The organism is Streptomyces pactum, from assembly GCF_016031615.1.
Taxonomy (GTDB): domain Bacteria; phylum Actinomycetota; class Actinomycetes; order Streptomycetales; family Streptomycetaceae; genus Streptomyces; species Streptomyces pactus.
The window spans coordinates 2,573,328-2,593,173 of sequence record NZ_JACYXC010000001.1 but is presented as its reverse complement, the minus strand read 5'-3'; the positions used below and the strand labels follow the sequence as shown (position 1 = coordinate 2,593,173).

The 19,846-nt window shown below is 74.8% G+C and carries 12 protein-coding genes, 1 tRNA gene, 5 pseudogenes and 1 riboswitch; of the genes and pseudogenes, 13 read left to right on the top strand and 5 right to left on the bottom strand.

What is annotated here, in order from left to right; translation table 11 throughout:
• Window positions 1-134: 134 nt before the first annotated feature.
• Window positions 135-1,381: pseudogene (locus tag IHE55_RS10075) on the bottom strand (PTS transporter subunit EIIC).
• A 227-nt stretch (window positions 1,382-1,608) separates the two neighbouring features.
• On the opposite strand from IHE55_RS10075, the pseudogene IHE55_RS10070 reads away from it, so the two are divergent.
• The 4 genes and pseudogenes from IHE55_RS10070 to rdgB all read left to right on the top strand — a co-directional run.
• A pseudogene (locus IHE55_RS10070) lies at window positions 1,609-1,851 on the top strand (PTS sugar transporter subunit IIB); the annotation flags it as partial.
• 161 nt (window positions 1,852-2,012) lie between these two features.
• The gene (gene rph / locus IHE55_RS10065) at window positions 2,013-2,744 is read left to right on the top strand and encodes a ribonuclease PH (RefSeq protein ID WP_197988715.1); all 732 of its coding nucleotides are present in this window, start codon (window positions 2,013-2,015) and stop codon (window positions 2,742-2,744) included.
• A 362-nt stretch (window positions 2,745-3,106) separates the two neighbouring features.
• On the top strand, window positions 3,107-3,544 hold the full coding sequence (locus IHE55_RS10060) for a hypothetical protein (RefSeq protein ID WP_232265512.1): 438 nt from the start codon (window positions 3,107-3,109) through the stop codon (window positions 3,542-3,544).
• 8 nt (window positions 3,545-3,552) lie between these two features.
• Window positions 3,553-4,191, top strand: coding sequence for an RdgB/HAM1 family non-canonical purine NTP pyrophosphatase (gene rdgB, locus IHE55_RS10055; protein WP_197988714.1), 639 nt, complete (start codon window positions 3,553-3,555; stop codon window positions 4,189-4,191).
• Between the two features lie 60 nt (window positions 4,192-4,251).
• On the opposite strand, the gene IHE55_RS10050 is transcribed toward rdgB, so the two are convergent.
• Both IHE55_RS10050 and bcp read right to left on the bottom strand, forming a co-directional pair.
• Window positions 4,252-4,326, bottom strand: a tRNA-Leu gene (locus IHE55_RS10050).
• A 262-nt stretch (window positions 4,327-4,588) separates the two neighbouring features.
• Window positions 4,589-5,056: a thioredoxin-dependent thiol peroxidase gene (gene bcp, locus IHE55_RS10045; protein ID WP_197988713.1), complete on the bottom strand. Its 468-nt coding sequence runs from the start codon at window positions 5,054-5,056 to the stop codon at window positions 4,589-4,591.
• A 141-nt stretch (window positions 5,057-5,197) separates the two neighbouring features.
• Between bcp and IHE55_RS10040 the strand changes: the two genes are divergently transcribed.
• From IHE55_RS10040 to IHE55_RS10030, 3 genes are all read left to right on the top strand, one after another.
• Complete coding sequence (locus IHE55_RS10040; RefSeq protein ID WP_197988712.1) at window positions 5,198-5,515, top strand: DUF3618 domain-containing protein; 318 nt, start codon at window positions 5,198-5,200, stop codon at window positions 5,513-5,515.
• 239 nt (window positions 5,516-5,754) lie between these two features.
• Window positions 5,755-6,102, top strand: coding sequence for a GroES family chaperonin (locus IHE55_RS10035; RefSeq protein ID WP_197988711.1), 348 nt, complete (start codon window positions 5,755-5,757; stop codon window positions 6,100-6,102).
• A gap of 246 nt (window positions 6,103-6,348) precedes the next feature.
• Window positions 6,349-6,414: riboswitch (guanidine-III (ykkC-III) riboswitch) on the top strand.
• Window positions 6,415-6,452: 38 nt separating this feature from the next.
• A complete protein-coding gene (locus IHE55_RS10030) occupies window positions 6,453-6,773 on the top strand; it encodes a DMT family transporter (RefSeq protein ID WP_197988710.1) in 321 nt (106 codons plus the stop codon).
• Window positions 6,774-7,050: 277 nt separating this feature from the next.
• Here IHE55_RS10030 and IHE55_RS10025 read toward each other — a convergent pair.
• Window positions 7,051-9,442, bottom strand: a pseudogene (locus IHE55_RS10025) (transglycosylase domain-containing protein).
• Between the two features lie 1,095 nt (window positions 9,443-10,537).
• Between IHE55_RS10025 and IHE55_RS10020 the strand changes: the two are divergent.
• The 4 genes and pseudogenes from IHE55_RS10020 to IHE55_RS10005 all read left to right on the top strand — a co-directional run.
• Entirely contained in the window at window positions 10,538-11,338 is an 801-nt protein-coding gene (locus IHE55_RS10020) for an ABC transporter permease (RefSeq protein WP_197988709.1), read from the top strand.
• A gap of 64 nt (window positions 11,339-11,402) precedes the next feature.
• Window positions 11,403-12,167: an ABC transporter permease gene (locus IHE55_RS10015; RefSeq protein ID WP_197991911.1), complete on the top strand. Its 765-nt coding sequence runs from the start codon at window positions 11,403-11,405 to the stop codon at window positions 12,165-12,167.
• A 340-nt stretch (window positions 12,168-12,507) separates the two neighbouring features.
• Window positions 12,508-13,503, top strand: a complete 996-nt coding sequence (locus tag IHE55_RS10010; RefSeq protein WP_197988708.1) for an ABC transporter ATP-binding protein — start codon at window positions 12,508-12,510, stop codon at window positions 13,501-13,503.
• A 9-nt stretch (window positions 13,504-13,512) separates the two neighbouring features.
• Window positions 13,513-14,241, top strand: a pseudogene (locus IHE55_RS10005) (DUF1707 SHOCT-like domain-containing protein); the annotation flags it as partial.
• Window positions 14,242-14,618: 377 nt separating this feature from the next.
• Here IHE55_RS10005 and IHE55_RS10000 read toward each other — a convergent pair.
• Complete coding sequence (locus tag IHE55_RS10000) at window positions 14,619-15,944, bottom strand: SGNH/GDSL hydrolase family protein (RefSeq protein ID WP_197988707.1); 1,326 nt, start codon at window positions 15,942-15,944, stop codon at window positions 14,619-14,621.
• Window positions 15,945-16,832: 888 nt separating this feature from the next.
• On the opposite strand from IHE55_RS10000, the pseudogene IHE55_RS09995 reads away from it, so the two are divergent.
• Both IHE55_RS09995 and IHE55_RS09990 read left to right on the top strand, forming a co-directional pair.
• Window positions 16,833-18,114: pseudogene (locus IHE55_RS09995) on the top strand (DUF445 domain-containing protein).
• Window positions 18,115-18,967: 853 nt separating this feature from the next.
• Complete coding sequence (locus tag IHE55_RS09990) at window positions 18,968-19,825, top strand: fumarylacetoacetate hydrolase family protein (protein WP_197988706.1); 858 nt, start codon at window positions 18,968-18,970, stop codon at window positions 19,823-19,825.
• Window positions 19,826-19,846: the final 21 nt, after the last annotated feature.

Below are 19,846 nucleotides of genomic sequence, written 5' to 3'. Positions count from 1 at the left end.
GCAGGCCGCCCGTACCGGGAGCGCCACGGAACGCCCGTGACGGCGGGAGCCGCGGACGTGCCCCCGGCCGGCACCACGGGCCCGCCCCCTCCCGGGCCCGCCGCTCCCGGATCTCCCCGCGCCCCCCGCGCCGCTCAGGGCCGGACGTTCTCCTCCTCCGCCCGCTCCGCGTCCCGCTCCCGCCCGGGCGTCGGCAGGTCGAACCGGAGGATCACCGTGCGGAACACCACGTAGTACACGACCGCGAAGCACAGCCCGACCGGGATGATCAGCCACGGTTTCGTCGCCAGCCCCCAGTTGATCAGGTAGTCGATCAGCCCGGCCGAGAAGCTGAACCCGTCGTGCACCCCCAGCCCCCAGGTCACCGCCATCGAGACACCGGTGAGCACCGCGTGGATGGCGTAGAGCGCCGGGGCGACGAAGAGGAAGGAGTACTCGATCGGCTCGGTGATCCCGGTGACCAGCGAGGTCAGCCCCACCGAGAGCATCATCCCGGCCACCTCCTTGCGCCGCTCCGGCCGCGCGCAGTGGGCGATGGCCAGCGCGGCGGCGGGCAGCGCGAACATCATGATCGGGAAGAACCCGGAGGTGAAGATGCCCGCGTGCGGGTCGCCGTGCAGGAAGCGGTTGATGTCCCCCTGGTAGACGCGGCCGTCCGGCGCCCGCCACTCGCCGTACTGGTACCAGGCGAACGTGTTGAGGAACTGGTGCATGCCGACCGTCAGCAGCGCCCGGTTCGCCACCCCGAACAGCCCCGACCCCCCACGCCCCCCAGCTCGGTCAGCCAGTCGCTGAAGTGCTCCAGCGCGCCGCCCACCGGCGGCCACACCCCCAGGCACGCCACCGCGAAGAGCACCCCGATGAAGGACATCAGGATGGGGACCAGCCGCCGCCCGTTGAAGAAGCCCAGCCAGTCCACCAGCCGGGTCCGGTGGTAGCGCTGCCACACCCAGGCTGAGAACAGGCCCAGCACGATGCCGCCGAACACCCCCGGGTTCCGCGGCTCCCCGTCGGCGTCCGGGAACTGCGCCAGCACGTTGTGGTAGACGAGGAACCCGGCGACCGCGGCCAGCGCCGTCGAACCGTCGGCCTTCCGCGCCATCCCGATGGCCACCCCCACGCAGAACAGCAGCGGCAGTCCGAGCACCGGGTCGAGCAGCGCGCCACCCGCGCCGGCGAACACCTTGGCCACGTCGTTCCAGCCCAGGCCGTCGGCGCCGAACACGTCGGGCTGGCCCAGCCGGTTGAGGATGCCGGCCGCGGGCAGCACCGCGATCGGCAGTTGCAGGCTCCGTCCCATCTTCTGCAGTCCCTGGAACAGGACGGAGGTCCAGCGGCGCTCCGGCGCCCCCGGTGCGGACGCGGCGCTCGACGAACTCATCCAGGCCCTCCCGGCGGCGGTCGGCGTGACCCTTGGCGCATAATGGTGTAGACCACTCGCGTAGCGGTTCGGCGCCACCGTTCCCCGTCGGGGGCGCGGCACCGGATGACCGTCATCCTTCGTCAGGTGACGGGCACACGCCTGCGAAGCTGGGCTGAACGTGGTTACCGTATGAAAACCGCTCGTCGGTATCGCCTGACCGGTATCGCCGAAGGGCCGAGACAACAGGAGAGGCCATGGCCAGCAAGGCTGAAAAGATCGTCGCCGGGCTCGGCGGTATCGACAACATCGAGGAGATCGAGGGCTGCATCACCCGCCTGCGCACCGAGGTCTCCGACCCCGCCCTGGTCAACGAGGCCGCCCTCAAGGCGGCCGGCGCCCACGGCGTGGTGAAGATGGGCACCGCCATCCAGGTCGTCATCGGCACCGACGCCGACCCGCTCGCGGCCGAGATCGAGGACATGCTCTGAGCACCCCCGCCGACCGGCGGTAGGCCGGCCGCGCCGCCTCCCGGGCGGCCCGGACCGCCCGGCCCCGGGCCCCGGGCCCGCCGGGCACCCGCCGCGCCCCGGGCCCCGGTTCCGGACCGCTCCGGACCGGGGCCCGACGCGCAGCGGATAGGCTCGGGCGCATGTCTCGTATCGACGGCCGCACCCCCGACCAGCTCCGCACCGTGACCATCGAGCGCGGATGGAGCAAGCACGCCGAGGGCTCCGTCCTCGTCTCCTTCGGGGACACCCGCGTCCTGTGCACCGCCAGCGTCACCGAAGGCGTGCCGCGCTGGCGCAAGGGCAGCGGCGAGGGCTGGGTCACCGCCGAGTACGCCATGCTGCCCCGCTCCACCAACACCCGCGGCGACCGCGAGTCCGTCCGCGGCAAGATCGGCGGCCGCACCCACGAGATCTCCCGGCTGATCGGCCGCTCGCTGCGCGCCGTCATCGACTACAAGGCCCTCGGCGAGATCACCGTGGTCCTCGACTGCGACGTCCTGCAGGCCGACGGCGGCACCCGCACCGCCGCCATCACCGGTGCCTACGTCGCCCTCGCCGACGCGGTGGCCTGGGCCCAGGGCAAGAAGCTGATCAAGGCCGGCCGCAAGCCGCTCACCGGCACCGTCGCCGCCGTCAGCGTCGGCATCGTGGACGGCGTCCCGCTGCTGGACCTCTGCTACGAGGAGGACGTGCGCGCGGAGACCGACATGAACGTGGTCTGCACCGGTGACGGCCGCTTCGTGGAGGTCCAGGGCACCGCCGAGGGCGTCCCCTTCGCCCGCGAGGAGCTCAACGGCCTCCTCGACCTGGCCGTCGCCGGCTGCGCCAGGCTCGACGAACTCCAGCGGGAGGCGCTCGCCGGCGTCCGGTGACCGCGCGGCCGGGGCCCGTCGGGTGACCGGGCCGCTCCGGCGGACGGAGCGGGCCCGCCCGGGGTGACGGGCCGTCCGGCGCGGGGCGCTCCGGTGACGGGCTCCTTCCGGCGACGGGCGTTGCGGTGACCGGTCCCGCCGGGGGCGACCCCGCGGTGGGCGCCCCCGCCACGGGCATCGTCACCGCGGGGCGCTCCCGCGGCGGGCTCCTCCCCGGTGACGGGCCCCTGGGCAAGAGATCCTTTCCGTGTCCCGGATGAGCAACCCGGACCGGCCCGCCCGGCGTTCATACAGGTGGCGGCAGACCGGCGCCGCGGACCCACCGCGCGCCGGCCGCCGGACCCGAAGGGGGAGGACCGCTCATGACAGCCATCCACCGCATACGCCGCACCGCCCCGGCCGCCGGCGCCCGCCGCCGTGCCACCACCGCCGGCACGCTGGCCGCCGCCTCGCTGGTGCTCGCCGTCCCGGCGCTCACCGGCTGCGACTCGGTGCAGAAGGCCGTGGACTGCGCCCAGCTCGCGCTGGAGGTGACCAACGACGTCAACGAGCTCCAGAACGCGCTGACCGGGGCGGCCGTCAACCCGCAGGAGGCCGACAAGATCATCGAGTTGCTGGAGGACGACCTGGACAAGCTGGGCGACCGCACCGACAACGCCGATGTCGCCAAGGCGGTGGAGAACCTCGACCAGGCGGTCGGCAATGTGCGGACCGCCATGGACCGGGGCGACCGGACCCCCGACCTCACCCCGGTCACCGAGGCCCTGGGGGAGCTGACCAACGTCTGCACACCCGGATAATCGGTGGAATGCAGCCAGAATCCGCAGACCCCGCCGCGGCGCCCCGCCGCCTGGTCCTCGCCACCCGCAACGCCGGCAAGGTCACCGAACTCCGGGCGATCCTGAGCGAGGCCGGGCTCGGCCTCGAACTCGTCGGCGCCGACGCCTACCCCGAGATCCCCGATGTGAAGGAGACCGGCACCACCTTCGCCGAGAACGCGCTGCTGAAGGCGCACGCACTCGCCCGCGCCACCGGGCTGCCCGCCGTCGCCGACGACTCCGGGCTGTGCGTGGACGTGCTGGGCGGCGCGCCCGGCATCTTCTCCGCCCGCTGGTCCGGCCGGCACGGGGACGACCGCGCCAACCTCGACCTGCTGCTGGCGCAGATCTCGGACATCGCCGACGGCCACCGCGGCGCGCACTTCGCCTGTGCCGCCGCGCTGGCGCTGCCCGACGGGCGGGAGCGGGTGGTGGAGGGACGTCTGGAGGGGACCCTGCGGCACGAGCCGGCCGGTTCCGGCGGCTTCGGCTACGACCCGATCCTCCAGCCGCTGGGCGAGACCCGGACCTGCGCCGAGCTGAGCCCGGAGGAGAAGAACGCCATCAGCCACCGCGGCAAGGCGTTCCGCGCGCTGGCGCCGGTGGTCCGGGAGCTGCTGGGCAGCTGAGGCCGGGGAGGACCGGCCGGCCCTCCGCGGCCCCGAAGGACAGGAGGGCCGGCCGTCACGTGGGCCCGGTGGGACTCGAACCCACGACACACCGGACCTAAACCGGCGCCCTCTGGCCAGCTGGGGTACGGGCCCAACGCGCCGCTTACTCTACTCGTTCGGCGGTCGCGCGGCGGGCGGGGCGGCCGGGTGGGCGCCGGGCCCCGGCGGACCGGTCGGCACGGCCCGGGCGGACCGCCCCGGCGGGGCGTGGACGGGCCACCTCCGCGGGACGCGGCGGGGCCGGGGGCGCCGGCGGGGCCGGTGCGCCGGCGGGGACGGTGCGCCGGCGGGGACGGAGGGCCGGCCGGGGCCGGGTGCCCCGGGCTCGGCCGGCGGGTCCTCCCTGTTCCCCCGATTACAGCCCCAGGTCCTTGATGATCTTCGCGACGTGGCCGGTGGCCTTGACGTTGTACAGGGCGCGCTCGACCTTCCCCTCCTCGTCCACGATCACCGTGGAGCGGATGACGCCGGTCACCGTCTTGCCGTACAGCTTCTTCTCGCCGAACGCCCCGTACGCGGTGAGCACCGACTTGTCCGGGTCGCCGAGGAGCGTGACCCGCAGCTCCTCCTGCTCGCGGAACTTCGCCAGCTTCTCCGGCTTGTCCGGCGAGATGCCGATGACGTCGTAGCCGTGGCCGGCGAGGAAGTCCAGGTTGTCGGTGAAGTCGCACGCCTGCTTGGTGCAGCCCGGCGTGAGGGCGGCGGGGTAGAAGTAGACGATGACCTTGCGGCCCGCGTGGTCGGCGAGCGACACCTGCTTGCCGTCCGCGTCGGGAAGGGTGAAGGCCGGGGCGGTGTCGCCGGGCTTCAGTCGCTCGCTCATGGCTCTCCTCGTGTCGTGTGGTGCGTAGGTGACGACATTAGCCAGGTCGGCGAACGGGGGTGCTGTGGGGCGCAAGGGGGACGGAACTGACAGACTGTCCACCACGGACCCAGATCGACGGACATGTACGGAGGCAGCGCGGTGTCGGATGCCAGGACCCCTGCGCAGATCGAGGCGGACATCGCCCGCAGGCGGCGGGAACTCGCCGTGACCCTCGACGAGATCGGGGTGCGGATGCACCCCAGGACGATCATCGGCGACGCCAAGGCGAAGGCCGCCGCGACCGTGGACCGCACCGCCGGGCGGGCCTACGTGGCCGCCAACCGGGTGGTCTCGGACGCCCGCGGCCGGCTGGTCGCGGAGGACGGGTCGCCCCGGATGGAGCGCATCGTGCCCATCGCCCTGCTGGTCGTGGGGGTGGTCGGGCTGGTCGTGGTGTCGCGGCGCCGGCAGGACTGAGCCGGCCGCGGGCGCGCCACCGGTTGCCCGCGGCGGGCCCGGTGCCGGTGCGACCGGCGGCCCGTCCGGTGTCCGGACAGGGCGTATCGCGTCCCCGCGGAGGGGTGCGCGGCACCCCGGTGCGCACCCGGTGACGGCCTGCCCGGTGCTCGGCCGCGGCCGTGGCCGGACCCCGGCGGCCGGACCGGGACCGGTGGCCGGACCGGTGGCGGCGGCCTGCCGGGCGGCCAGGTACCTTCATGGGCGTGAGTACGAACACGTCCCATGACAAGCTGCCCATCCGGATGCTGCACGACCGGGTGCTGGTCCGTACCGACATCCCCGAGGGGGAGCGCCGCTCCACCGGCGGCATCGTGATCCCGGCCACCGCCGCCGTCGGCAAGCGGCTGGCCTGGGCCGAGGTGGTCGCGGTGGGACAGAGCGTGCGGACCGTCGAGCCCGGCGACCGGGTGCTGTACGACCCGGAGGACCGGGCCGAGGTGGAGGTCCGCGGAGTCGCCTACGTGCTGATGCGCGAGCGGGACCTGCACGCGGTGGCGGCGGAGCGGCTGGAGGGCTCGGAGGACTCCACGGGCCTGTACCTCTGACCCGTACCCCCACCGCGGCGCGCCCGTCCGGCGGCGCGCACGCCTCCGTGACGTTTCCCCGACGTCGCACGTCCGGCGCGCACACCTCGCCGGCGCCGCACGTCCCCTCGTGCACACCTCGCCGGCGTACGTATCCCCGGCGCGTGTATCCCCGGTGAGCGGGGCGCCCCCGGTGCCGGGCCGCCTCCGGCGCACCGTCGCGGACGGATCAAGGGTGGTGACCTGGGTCACCACCCTTGTCCATGCCCTTTGCTACGGTCGGAACCATCCCGACGAGACGCGCCGTACCGGGTCAGGCAAAGACGACGCACCTCATCTGCTGCCGAAGCTCTGTGCACGGAGGTGCCGTCATGGCGTGGGTTCTGCTGGTGATCGCCGGTCTGCTGGAAGTGGGCTGGTCGATCGGGATGAAGTACACCGAGGGTTTCACCCGGCTGTGGCCCAGCGTCGCCACCGCCGCCGGGATCGTGGCCAGTATGGCGCTGCTCTCGCAGGCCGCCCGGACGCTGCCGATCGGCACCGCCTACGGCGTCTGGGTGGGGATCGGGGCCGCCGGCGCGGCCGTCTTCGGCATGGTGGTGCTGGGCGAGCCGGCCACCGCCGCCCGGATCTTCTTCGTGGCCCTGCTGCTGGTCGCGGTGGTCGGCCTGAAGGCCACCTCCGGTCACTGAGCCGCCCGACTGTCCGGGCCTCCGCCCGCCTGTCCGCTCGTCCGCCTGCCTGTCCGCTCGTCCGCCCCTGCCGGGGCCCGGCCGCCGGCCGATGTGTCCGCTCGTCCGCCCGATCGGCCGACCGCAGGGGAACCGTTCGCCCGCCCGCGGGCCGGCCGCCGCCCCGGTGGGTCCGGGCGGCGCCGCGGCCGGCCGGCCACCCCGGCGGACACGACGGAGCCCCGGGACCCGATCGGGTCCCGGGGCTCCGTCGTGCTCTGTCCCGGTCCGGGCGGCGTCAGCCGGTTGGGGCGCCGGGCCCGGCCGACGTTCCGCCGGGGTCACCGCCCGGGTCCCCGCCGGTGCCACCCGGGTCACCGCCGGGCTCGCCCCCCGGACCGCCGGTCGGATCGGTGGTCGGCGGTTCGAAGGTCGGCTGGGTCGGCGGCACGGTGGGCGGCTGCGTCGTGGGGGCCGGTGGCCGTCGGCGGGGTGGTCGGCGGGGTGGTGGTCGGGGGCGCCTCGGTGGCCGGCGGAGTGGTGCCGGCCGGCGGCTGGGTCTCCGTCGAGGGCGCCTGCGGGGTGCCGGTGGCACCGTCGGTCTTCAGGTCGAACTCGGCGACCGGCTTCCCCTTCAGCGCATCGGCGGTGTACGCGGCCCAGATCTCCGCCGGGGCTCCACCGCCGTTGATGCGCGGCAGGCCGGTCGCCCCGTAGAGCGGTTTCTGCTCACCGGTCTCGGAGTTCTGGCCCATCACCGCGACCACGGTCACCAGGTCGGGGGTGTAGCCGGCGAACCACGCCGCCTTGTCCTCCTCGGCGGTACCGGTCTTGCCCGCCGCCGGCCGCCCGGCGGCCTGCGCGGCGGTGGCGGTGCCGCCCTGGACCACGCTGCGCAGCACCGCGGTGGTGGTGTCGGCGGCGGCCCGGGAGACCACCTGCTTGACCTCGCCGCGGCCCGGCAGGTCGATCTCCTCGCCGTCCTTGGTGATCTTCGTGACCAGGGTGTAGTTGCCGTGCCGGCCGTGGTTGGCGAGCGTGGCGTACGCCTCGGTCATCTCCAGCACGCTGGCCGTGGAGGTGCCCAGCGCCACCGACGGGTACGGGTTGAGGTCCGGGGTCTTCTCCGGCAGGCCCAGCTTGACCGCGGTGTCCTTGACCTTCTCCGGGCCCACGTCCACCGCCATCTGGGCGTAGACGGAGTTCACCGACTTGTCGGTGGCCTCGGTCACCGTGATGGGGCCGTAGGAGACGTGGTCCTCGTTCTCCGGTGCGTAGGAGCCGCCGTCCCAGCCCACCACCGGGCGCTTGTTGGTGCCGTCGTAGACGGTGTTCGGGGTGATCGGCTGGCCGCTCTGGGTGGTGGAACCGTTCTCCACCGCGGAGGTGAAGACGAACGGCTTGAACGTCGAGCCGTTCTGGTAGTCGCGCCGGGTGGCGTTGTTGACGAACTGCTTGGTGTAGTCCACACCGCCGTAGAGGGCGACCACCTGGCCGGTCTTCGGGTCGACCGAGGCGCCGCCGGCCCGGACGTACTTGTCCACCTCCCGCTCGTCCGACAGCTTGCTCAGCAGCTTGTCCTGGACGGCGTCGACGAAGGCGTCCTGCTTCTTCCGGTCGATGGTGGTGGTGATCCGGTAACCGCCGCGGGCGAGCGTCTGCTCGTCGATGATGTCGTTGTGCGTGAGGTAGTCCTCGACCGCCTCCACCAGGTAGCCGCGCTGGCCGGACATGCCGGACTGCGGCTTGACCGGGCCGGGGGCGGGGAACGTCATCTTCTCCCGCTCGGCGGAGTCCAGCCAGCCCTCCTTGACCATGCCGTCGAGCACGTAGTTCCAGCGGGCGACGGCGGCCCTCTTGTTCTCCGGGTGGGCCACCACGTCGTAGGCGCTGGGCGCGTTGAGCAGCGTCGCCAGGTACGCCGCCTCGGCGGTCTTCAGCTTCTCGACGTCCTTGGCGTAGTAGGCCTGGGCGGCCGCCTGGATGCCGTAGGAGTTCCGGCCGAAGTAGCTGGTGTTGAGGTAGCCCTCCAGGATGTCGTCCTTGCTCACCTCGCTGTCCAGCTTGATCGCGATGAAGAACTCCTTCACCTTCCGGGAGACCGTCTGCTCCTGGTTGAGGTAGTAGTTCTTCACGTACTGCTGGGTGATGGTGGAGCCGGACTGCTTGCCCTTGCCGGTGACGGTGTTCCAGCCGGCCCGGATCATCGCCAGCGGGTTGATCGCCGACTCCGAGTAGAAGTCCCGGTCCTCGGCGGCCAGCACCGCGCGCTGGGCGGTGAGCGGCACCTGGCTCAGCCGGATCTTCTCCCGGTTGACCTCGCCGTCGCGGGCCAGCGGGGTGCCGTCGGAGTACAGGTAGACGTTGGTCTGGGCGATGGCGGTGGGGTTGGCCTTGGGGATGTCCACCAGCATGTAGCCGGCCACCAGGGTGCCGCCGATCAGCAGCACCAGGAAGAGGAAGGCGCCCAGCACCATGCGCCAGGTGGGCAGCAGCCGGCGCCAGCCGGTGCGCTTGGGCCGCTTTTTCTTCGCCTTCTTCCCCTTCTTGCCGTTCTTGCCGTTCTCGCCCGTCGCGCCGGCCGAGGCCGTCGCGGCGGCGGTGCCGGGCGTCCCCGCGCCGTCGCCGGGCCGTGCTCCGGTGCCGTCGCCGGGCAGGCCGGGGCCGCCGGCGGGCACCGCGCCCAGCAGCGCGGTCGTCTCGGAGGCGCCGCCGGCCGGCGAGCCGGTGCCGGGGCGGTCTCCGGGCGCGCCGTCCCGGCGCGCGCCGAAGGCCCCCGGGGCCGGGCCGCCGGGGGCGCTGCCGAAGGCGGGGGTGCCGCCGGTGCCGGGTCCGCCGGGCCGGCCGCCCCGGGCGGGACCGCCCGGACCGGCCGCGGAGCCGGCGCCGGCCCGCGGGCCGGCACCCGCCGGCGTGCCCGGCTTCCCGGCCGGCCGTGCGTCGCGCGGCGGCACCGGAGGCACCGCCGGGGTGATCGCCGTCACATCGGGGTCGCGGTTCGCCCCGCCGCCGGACGCCTTCGCGCCCCTGCCCGCTCCCGGGGCGCCCTGGGCGCCCGGGGTACGGCCCGCACCCGCGCCCGCGCCGGCCGCGGCGCCGGGGTTGCGGCCCGCGCCCGCACCGGAGCCGGAACCGCCGCCGGGGCCCGTACCGGAGGCGGAACCGGAGCCCCGCCCGGTGCCGGTGCCGACGGAGCCGTCCGCGGGTCGCCGGGGGTCGGCCGGCGCGCCCGCGCCGGTGCCCGCGGCCGGGAACGGCTTCCGGCCGCTCCCGCCGCCGGGCCCCCTTCCGGAGGCGGAGCCGCCCGGCGTACCGTCGGTCGTGCCGCCGGAGCCGCGGTGCCCGGTGGTCCCGGGTGCGCCGGGACGGGCGTCACCGGGGGTGCCGCCGGAGCCCCGGGGCGCACGGGCCTGGCCGGAGCGGGAACCGGACCCGGAAGCGGACGTGTCACCGGAGGGGGAACCGGATGCCGGACCGGTCCCGTCCTGGGGCTTCCGGGGTACGGGCTGCTGGGGCTCGTCGCTCATGTCTCCTGAGACTCCTCGGCCACCGTTGAAGGTTGCACGGCGGAATGGTGGCGTGTCGGGCGAATAGCGTGGTACGCCCCATAAAACACTGTCGCATCATCCGTTCCGGGCCCAACTTCCGCACGCACCTGTGACAGGTCTGTGACCCGCCGAACGGATGATCTTCGTCACTCGGTCCGGTGGATATTGCTTGGCGCCCCCTCGGGCCGTCGCACTAGGCTTGTGGGCTTTGGTGCGCACGTTCAGGGGAGGGCCGTGATGCGGCTGTACGCGGCCGTCGCGATGAACAGCTTCAGACGCTACGCGACCTACCGGGTCGCCACCGCGGCAGGGGTGTTCACCAACACCGTCTTCGGTTTCATCGTCGCCTACACCTATATCGCGCTGTGGGACCAGCGTCCCCGGCTGGGCGGCTACGACATGTCGCAGGCCCTCACCTTCGTCTGGCTGGGACAGGCCCTGCTGGCCGCCGCGGCCCTGATGGGCGGCAGCTTCCAGGAGGAACTGCAGGAGCGTATCCGTACCGGCGACATCGCCGTGGACCTGTACCGCCCCGTGGACCTCCAGCTGTGGTGGCTCGCCGGGGACCTGGGGCGGGCCGGTTTCCATCTGGTGGGCCGGGGCGTGCTCCCGATGGTACTGGGCGGCATCGCCTTCGACCTGTGGCTGCCCGGCTCCCCGCTGACCTGGGCGGCCTTCCTGCTCTCCGTGGCGCTCGGGCTGCTCGTCGGTTTCGCGGTGCGCTACCTGGTCGCGCTCACCGCCTTCTGGCTGCTGGACGGCTCCGGGGTCACCATGATGAGTTCACTGCTGTGCCTGTTCTTCTCCGGCATGCTGCTGCCGCTGACCGTCTTCCCGGGCCTGCTCGGGGAGATCGCCCGGGTGCTGCCCTGGTCGGCGATCTTCCAGGTGCCCGCGGACGTGTTCCTCCAGCAGCACACCGGCACCGGGCTGCTGCGGGCGCTGGCCTTCCAGGTGTTCTGGGCGCTGGCCCTGCTCGCCGCCGGACGGGCCGTCCAGTCCGCCGCCACCCGGAAGGTGGTGGTCCAGGGTGGCTGAGGAGGGGTGGCGCGAGGGGTCCCGGGCCGGCCAGGGGCTGCGCGCGTACGGGCTGATCGTGGCGATGTGGGTGCGCTCCACGATGGCGTACCGGGCCTCGTTCCTGATGGTCACGGTCGGAAACTTCGCCGCGACGGTGCTGGACTTCGCCGCGATCACGCTGATGTTCTCCCACGTGGACACCCTCGGCGGGTTCTCGCTGGCCGAGGTGGCGTTCCTGTACGGCACCACCAGCACCGCGTTCGGCGTCGCCGACCTGGTGCTGGGGTCGATGGAGCGGGTCGGGCGCCGGGTGCGTGACGGCACGATGGACACGCTGCTGGTCCGGCCGGTGCCGATCCTGGCGCAGGTGGCCGCGGACCGGTTCGCGCTGCGCCGGCTGGGCCGGATCAGCCAGGGCCTGCTGGTGCTGGTCTGGTCGCTGACCGCGGTGGACGTGGCGTGGACCTGGGACCGGGTGCTGCTGCTGCCGGTGATGCTGCTGAGCGGATCGGCGATCTTCGGGGCGGTGTTCGTGGCCGGCGCGGCCTTCCAGTTCTGGGCGAACGACGCCGCCGAGGTGCAGAACTCCGTCACCTACGGCGGGAACACCCTGCTCCAGTACCCGCCCACGGTGTTCGCCACCGAGCTGCTGCGCGGGGTCACCTTCGTGGTCCCGCTGGCCTTCGTCAACTGGCTCCCGGCGCTGCACATCCTGGGCCGGCCGGACCCGCTGGGCCTGCCGGGCTGGGTGGACTTCGCCTCGCCCGTGGTGGCGGTGGCGCTCTGCACGCTGGCCGGACTGGCCTGGCGGGCGGGGCTGCGCAGCTACCGGAGCACCGGGAGCTGACGGCGCAGGGACGGACGGCGCGCGAGCGCGCACCGGCGTGAGTGGTGCGCGCGGGCCGTGCCGCCGGTGCGTCCGGTGCGGGCGGGCCGTCGGGCCCGGTGCGGGGGCAGGGGGTGGCGCGCGGGCCGCGCGGGTGGCCGGGGACGGTGCACATGCGCGGTGCGCGTGCGATGCGCGTGCCCGGGGCGGAGGCGGCCGGGAGCGGTACGTGCCGGAGGGGACGGAGCCGGCGGGGTTGCGGCCGGCCGGGGGGCGCGTACCGGCGGGGGACACGGGCCCGGAGGTGGTGCGGGCGGAGACGACGGACCGGCCGGGACGGGCCGGGAGGGGAGCAGGACGGATGGCGCGGGACGACGCGGGGTTCATCGAACTCGACGGGGTGGAGAAGGTGTTCGTGGTGCGGCGCCGGGCCGGGCTGGTGCGCCGGGAGCGGCGGGAGGTACGGGCCGTGGACGGCATCAGCTTCAAGGTGCCGCGCGGCGAGATGGTCGGCTACATCGGCCCCAACGGGGCGGGGAAGTCCACCACCATCAAGATGCTCACCGGCATCCTGGTCCCCAGCGGCGGGCGGCTGCGGGTGGCCGGGGTGGACCCGTCCCGGGAGCGGCACCGGCTCGCCCGCCGGATCGGGGTGGTCTTCGGGCAGCGCACCACGCTCTGGTGGGACCTGCCGCTGCGCGACTCCTACGCCCTGGTGCGCCGGATGTACCGGGTCCCCGAGCGGCGGTTCCGGGAGAACCTGGACCGGTGCGTGGAACTGCTCGACCTGGAAGCGCTGCTGCCGGTGCCGGTGCGGCAGCTGTCGCTGGGGCAGCGGATGCGCGGTGACATCGCCGCCGCGCTGCTGCACGACCCGGAGGTGCTCTACCTGGACGAGCCGACCATCGGACTGGACGTGGTGAGCAAGGCCAAGGTGCGGGGGTTCCTGCGGGAGATCAACGAGGAGCTGGGCACCACCGTGCTGCTCACCACCCACGACCTCACCGACATCGAGCAGTTGTGCCGCCGGGTGATGGTCATCGACCACGGCCGGCTGGTGTACGACGGCGGGCTGGACGGCCTGCACGCGGTGGGGCAGAGCGAGCGCACCCTGGTGGTCGATCTGGAGCGGGAGTTGCCGCCGATCGACGTGCCCGGGGCGCGGACGGTACGGACCGAGGGGCCGCGCCAGTGGCTGGCGTTCCCGGCGGACGGCAGTGCGGCACCCATCGTGGCCGCGGTCGCCGACCGCTACCCGCTGGTCGATCTGTCGGTGCGGGAACCGGACATCGAGGACGTGATCGCGCGGATGATCCAGGACCGGGACTCCTCGGGGGCGGTGCCGGACCGTCGTTAGGCTGTGGCCATGACAGAGGACCTCCCCGACATGCGAGCCTCCGACGCCGAGCGGGAGCGGGTCGCCGACGCGCTGCGGGACGCCGTGGCGGAGGGCCGGCTGACCATGGAGGAGTTCGAGGAGCGTCTCGACGCGGCGTACCGGGCCCGCACCCACGGGGAACTGGAACCGCTCGTACGCGACCTCCCGGTGCCGGCGGGGGCCGCCGTGGCGGTGGCTCCACAGGAGCCGGGCCCCGGGTGGTCCGGGCGGATCGGCCACCCGCCGACCAGCCGTACCGGGATCGCGGTGATGGGCGGGTTCGAGCGCCGCGGCCGGTGGGTGGTGCCACGCCGCTTCACCGCGTTCTGTTTCTGGGGCGGCGGCGAGATCGACCTGCGGGAGGCCCGCTTCGAGGACCGCGAGGTGGTGCTGCGCTGCTTCGCCGTCATGGGCGGGCTCCAGGTGACGGTGGAACCGGACGTCGAGGTACGCGTCACCGGGGTCGGCATCATGGGCGGCTTCGACCACCGCGCGGCCGGCGTCGGGGAGCCGGGCGCGCCCCGGGTCACCGTCACCGGCCTGGCGTTCTGGGGCGGGGTCGGGGTGGTGCGCAAGCCGCGCCAGGCGGAGCTGAAGCGGCTGAAGACGGAGCGCAAGGCGGCGAAGGCGCGCCGCCGCGAGGACCGGCGGCGCGCGCTGGAGGCCGGCCGGCGCGGGGTGGAGGCCGGCCGGCGCGCCGGGCGGGACGGCGGCGGCCGGGCCCTCCCGGTGGACGGGGCCGCCGAGGACCGGTCCGGCGACGACGGCCGGTCCGACGACAGCGGCCAGGGCGGTGGCGTCCAGGGCCACGGCGGGCACGGGGGCCACGGGAGTTCCGGCGGTCACGGTGGCCACAGCGGTCATGGCGGCGGAGGCGGCCACGGCGGTCACGAGGGTGGCGGCGGTCACGAGGGTGGCGGCGGCTCCGGCGACTGAGCCGCTTTCGGGCCGGCTCCGGGTCGCCTCCGGGGTCGCCTCCGGGCCGTCTCACGGGGGGATGTGGGCGCCCGGGCCGGTGCGGGCCGCCGGTACGGTCCGGGGCGCGGGTGACCGTACGGGTCACCGGGCGCAGCGCCGTGCGGCGGGCGCGGGGTTCAGAGCGCGGCGGCCGCCCGGCCGGCCAGGACGTCCAGGTCCAGTGCGTGGGCCATCGCCCGGTACCCCGCGTCGCTGGGGTGGAGATGGTCGCCCGAGTCGTACGCCGGCAGCAGCCGGAGCGGCCGGGCCGGGTCGCGCAGCGCGCGGTCGAAGTCCACGACCGCGTCGAAGACGGTGCCGGCCCGGATCTCCCGGTTCACCCGCTGCCGCAGCTCCTCCAGCCCGGGCCGGTGGCGGCGGTACCCCTGGAACGGGGTCAGGGTGCCGCCGGTCACCCGCAGACCGCGGGCGTGTGCCTGCCGGGTGAGCTGCCGCAGCCCGGCCAGCAGCGGTTCGGGGCCGGTGGCCAGACGGGGGTCGCGCAGGATGTCGTTGATGCCGAGTTCGATCACCACGGCGCGCACCCCGGCCCGGGCGAGCACATCGCGCTCGAACCGGCTGAGCCCGCTGGGGTTGGACCGCCGGTACGGGTTGCCGTCGGTGAGCACCCGGTTGCCGCTGATGCCCGCGTTGAGCACGCCGTACCGGGGCGCCCCGGGCTCGTCGCGCAGCCGGGCGGCGAGGAAGTCCGGCCAGCGGTGGTTGGCGCCCGGGGTGGAGGTGACGCCGTCGGTGATGGAGTCGCCGAGGACCGCCACCGCGCCCTGCGCCTCCTCGGACCGGACGTCGACGGCGGCGAGGTAGCGCCAGGAGGGGCTCTGCTCGGTGTACGCCGTGCCGCGGTGGTCCAGGGTGTGCTCGCCACGGGCCAGGTAGGACGTCTGCCGGGCGTGCGGGTGGTAGGTGACCGGGCCGGAGGGCGCCGGCGAGTAGGTGCTGACCAGCAGGTCGGCGGCGGCCGGCACGGTGAGCGGCACCGGGTCGCTGACGGTCGTACGGCCCGCCGGCACGGTCACCGAGGTGCGGGCGGCGAAGGTCAGCCGCCGCAGGGTGCCGGGCACGGCGGCCGGGCCGCCGTCGGTGGCGGCCACCGCCACCGAAACGTGGGTGAAGGCCAGCGGCCGGGCCCCGTAGAGGTTGGAGAGGTGGATGCGCACCCCGGTGCCGCCGATGCTGGTGTGCACCACGTTCCGTATGGACATGCCCGCGTACCCGTCCCAGCTGCGCGGTTCGGGGGCCGAGGGGGCGGTGGCCCAGGTGCCCACCCAGGCGCCCGACGAGGCGGGGGCCACCGCGCCGGGGGCCGGCGGGGCGGCGGCGGACCGTACGCCGGGACCGCCTCCGGGCGAGAGGTGGATCGCGGCGGGCACGAGCACCGCCACGGCCGCCAGCACGGCGAACACCGCACGGGCCGGACGCCGGGGCAGGGTGGGCACGCTCATGGGCGGATGTCTCCTCGGACGGGAGCCCCTGCGGCGACGGAACGGCGGCGGGACCCGCGTGGAGCCGGAGGGGGTGGGGTGAGGGAGTGAGGGGGAGGGGCCGGGGCGCCGGAGCCCCACGGCCGCCGGGGCCGTCCGGCCGGCCCTCCATGATCCCACGGCCCCGGTCCGCGTGGCGCCCCGCCGGGTCGCGGCCCGGTCGCCGTCCGGTCGCGTGTCGGGCCGCCCCCGGTCGTTCGCGGGCGGTCCGCGGGATGCCCGTCGCGGCCGCTCGCCCGGCGTCCGGCCGGCCGGACACCTCGGCGGCGCGGGCGCCCGTTTCGCCGGCCGCACCCGCCGGCCGGCCGGTCCTGCGGGCCGGCCCGGCGGTACCGCCGCTCACCCGCGGGTCCCGTCGTGCCGATCGCTCGTGCCACTCGCATCACTCGCGTCACCAGCATCGCCCCGATCGGCCGTACCGGGCCCGGCCGTTCCGGTGGCCGGCCGCACGGTCGCGGGCCTGCCGGTGGCCGCCCCGCCGCCGGTCGCGGCCGGGCCGGCCGTGACGGCGGTCCACCGACCCGCCCCACGGGGGGTGCCCGCCGGACCCGGGGAGGTGCCGGTCGGGGTGCGCGTCGGCCGGGGAGGGCCTGCGGAGTGCCGGACGGGTACGGGCGGGACCGGGGATGGTGCTGCCGGGCTGCCGGGCTGCCGGGCCGGCTGCCGGGGGTGCGGGGGTGGCGTCCGGGCGGGGGTGTGGGGCCGTGCGGGTCCGGGGCAGGCGTGTTGTGGGAACTCGGACGGGTTTCCGGGAGTAGGGCAGTGTGGACAGTGCGCGGAGAACGGCTCGACCGGGTGGAGCGGATGGAACGGACCAGTGCGGACGCGGCCGCTGACCCGCGCGCCCCGATGGGCGGCCCGCGGCCGGTGGGCGGCCTGGCGGCGGACGGCCCCGCCGACGCCGAGCGGCGGCGCGGGGTGCGTCGGATGAAGGCCTTCGCCACCGGGCTGCTGGTCGCGGTGGCGGTGGTGTACGCCCTGGCCACCTGGGCGGAGACGGCGGGGGGTCCAGGACCTGATCGCCTCGGCGTGGGGCGCGGTGCGCGGCATGGTGCTGGCGGACTGGTTCGCGGTCACCGCGCTCTTCCGCCGGCCGCTGGGCCTGCCGATCCCGCACACCGCGATCATCCCCACCAAGAAGGACCAGCTGGGCGCCAGCCTCGGCGAGTTCGTGGGGGAGAACTTCCTCTCCCCGGACGTGGTGCGGCAGCGGCTGCGGGCGGTGGGCATCGGCGGCCGGCTGGGCGCCTGGCTCGCCGACCCGGCGCACGCCGACCGGGTGACCGCCGAGCTGGCGGCGGCGCTGCGCGGCGCGCTCACCGTGCTGCGCGACTCCGACGTGCAGGCGGTGGTCGGCGAGGCCGTCACCCGGCGGGCGAACGCCCAGGAGGTCGCGCCGGGGCTGGGCACCATGCTGGAGAAGGTGGTGTCCGACGGTGGCCACCACCGGCTGGTGGACCTGGTGTGCGTCCGGGCGCACGACTGGCTGGTGACGCACGGCGACTCGGTGATGGCGGCGGTGGCCGGCGGGGCGCCGGGCTGGACCCCGCGGTTCGTGGACCGGAAGGTGGGCGAGCGGGTCTACCGGGAGCTGCTGCGCTTCGTCACCGAGATGCGGGACATGCCCGAGCACCCGGCGCGCGGTGCGGTGGACCGGTTCCTCGCCGACTTCGCGTCGGACCTCCAGGGCGACGGGGACACCCGGGCGCGGGTGGAGGGGCTCAAGTCGGAACTGCTGGGCAGGCCCGAGGTCCAGGACCTGATCGCCTCGGCGTGGGGCGCGGTGCGCGGCATGGTGCTGGCGGCGGCCGAGGACGAGCGCAGCGAGCTGCGGCAGCGGGCGCGCACCTCGATCCTCTCGCTGGGCGCCCGCATGTCCGCGGACGGCAAGCTGCGGACGAAGATCGACGGCTGGCTGGAGGACGCCGCGGTCTACGTGGTGTCCACCTACCGCGACGAGATCACCGCGCTGATCACCGACACGGTGGCCGGCTGGGACGCGGAGCACACCTCCCGCAAGATCGAGGCGCACATCGGCCGCGACCTCCAGTTCATCCGGGTCAACGGCACGGTGGTGGGCGCGCTCGCCGGGCTGTGCATCCACGCGGTGTCCCAGGCGCTGGGAGCCTGAGCGGCGCGGCCACCCGGGCCGGCGCCGGCCGGGCGCGCGCCCGGAGGCGCGGGCGGCGGGGAGGGGCGGGGCGGGTCGCGGGCGTCGGGAGGGGCGCGGGCGCCCCTCCCGGCCCGGTTATGAAAGGAGCCCGGACCGTGCGGTCCGGGCTGCTCGCGATCCCTGTGCGTGTTTCTGTTGCCGACTGTTCAGCGCCTGCGAGGTGGGCTTCCTTCGCCGGCATTGTCCGGATCAGGTGATGGAGGTCGCCTTCCGGTCCCGGAATTGCCACCCCGGTTCCTTCGGGCCTCTCAGCCGGGCCTCGTGTTCCGGGGTCGAGACGCTCGGTCTCTTCCTCGGACCCACCTGGTGGTCCAGCTCCCTCGCTCGCCCCACAGGCTTGCTATCAGAGTAACGCTGTCCGGTATGACCCGGTAGGGGGTGAATGGAGAAATTTCGCCTGGATCTGAGATCCGGGCAGGTGGCCGACGAGAGGGACTGCGGGCCGGACCGGCAAGGAGGTCGGCGGGGCCCATCGGCGGGGCGGTCGGCGGGGTGGCCGAAGAGGTGGGCGCCCCGGCGTGGACGGGGGTGCCGGCGAGGCGGTGCCGCCCGGGGGTGCGGACCGGTGCGCCGGCGGAGAAGGGGGGCGCCGGCATGGGCCGCCGGGGGTGTCGCGGGGGCGCGGGCCGCGTGGGCCGCGGGGGCCGGCGGAGGCAGGGGAAGCGGGCCGGCCCGGGCGCTCCCCTTCCCGGGGCGGTCCACTCCGTGAGCCGGGTCTTGCGGAGATCCGCCGCCTCTTGGAGGATCGAACAACTTCGGTCTGGGCCGTCCCCTGGACCCGTGCATTCGACCAGGGGAGTAGTGGTTGCCCATGAAGCTGCTGCGTGTCGGACCGGCGGGCGCGGAGCGCCCGGCCTTGCTGGACGCCGCCGGAGTGCTGCGTGATCTCTCCGCCGTGGTGCCGGACATCGACGGTGCGCTGCTCGCCGACGACGACGCGCTGGAGCGCGTCCGGCAGGCCGCCGAGGCCGGCGGCCTGCCCGCGCTGGATCCGGCCGGCCTGCGCACCGGCCCGCCGGTGGCCCGTATCGGCAAGATCGTCTGTGTCGGCCTCAACTACCACGACCACGCGGTCGAGGCGGGGGCGGCGATCCCCGAGGAGCCCATCCTCTTCCTGAAGGCGCCGGACACCGTGGTCGGGCCGGACGACACCGTGCTGGTGCCGCGCGGTGGCGAGAAGACCGACTGGGAGGTGGAGCTGGCCGTGGTGATCGGCCGCACCGCCCGCCATCTGGAGTCCGACGAGGCCGCGCTCGCCTCGGTCGCCGGGTACACGATCGCCCACGACGTGTCCGAGCGGGCCTTCCAGCTCGAACGCGGCGGCCAGTGGGACAAGGGGAAGAACTGCGAGACGTTCAACCCGCTGGGGCCCTGGCTGGTGACCCCCGACGAGGTGCCGGACCCGCAGGAGCTGCGGCTGCGGCTGTGGGTCAACGGCCGGCTGCGGCAGGACGGGAGCACGGCCGACCAGATCTTCCCGGTCACCGAAGTCGTGCGGTACGTCAGCCGGTTCATGACGCTCCACCCCGGCGACGTGATCAACACCGGGACGCCGGCCGGGGTGGCGATGGGGCATCCGGACCCCAAGCCGTACCTGCGGGCGGGCGACGTGGTGGAGCTGGAGATCACGGGGCTGGGCCGGCAGCGCCAGCAGCTCAAGGACGCGTAGCGGCGCGTTGCGCCGCGCCGG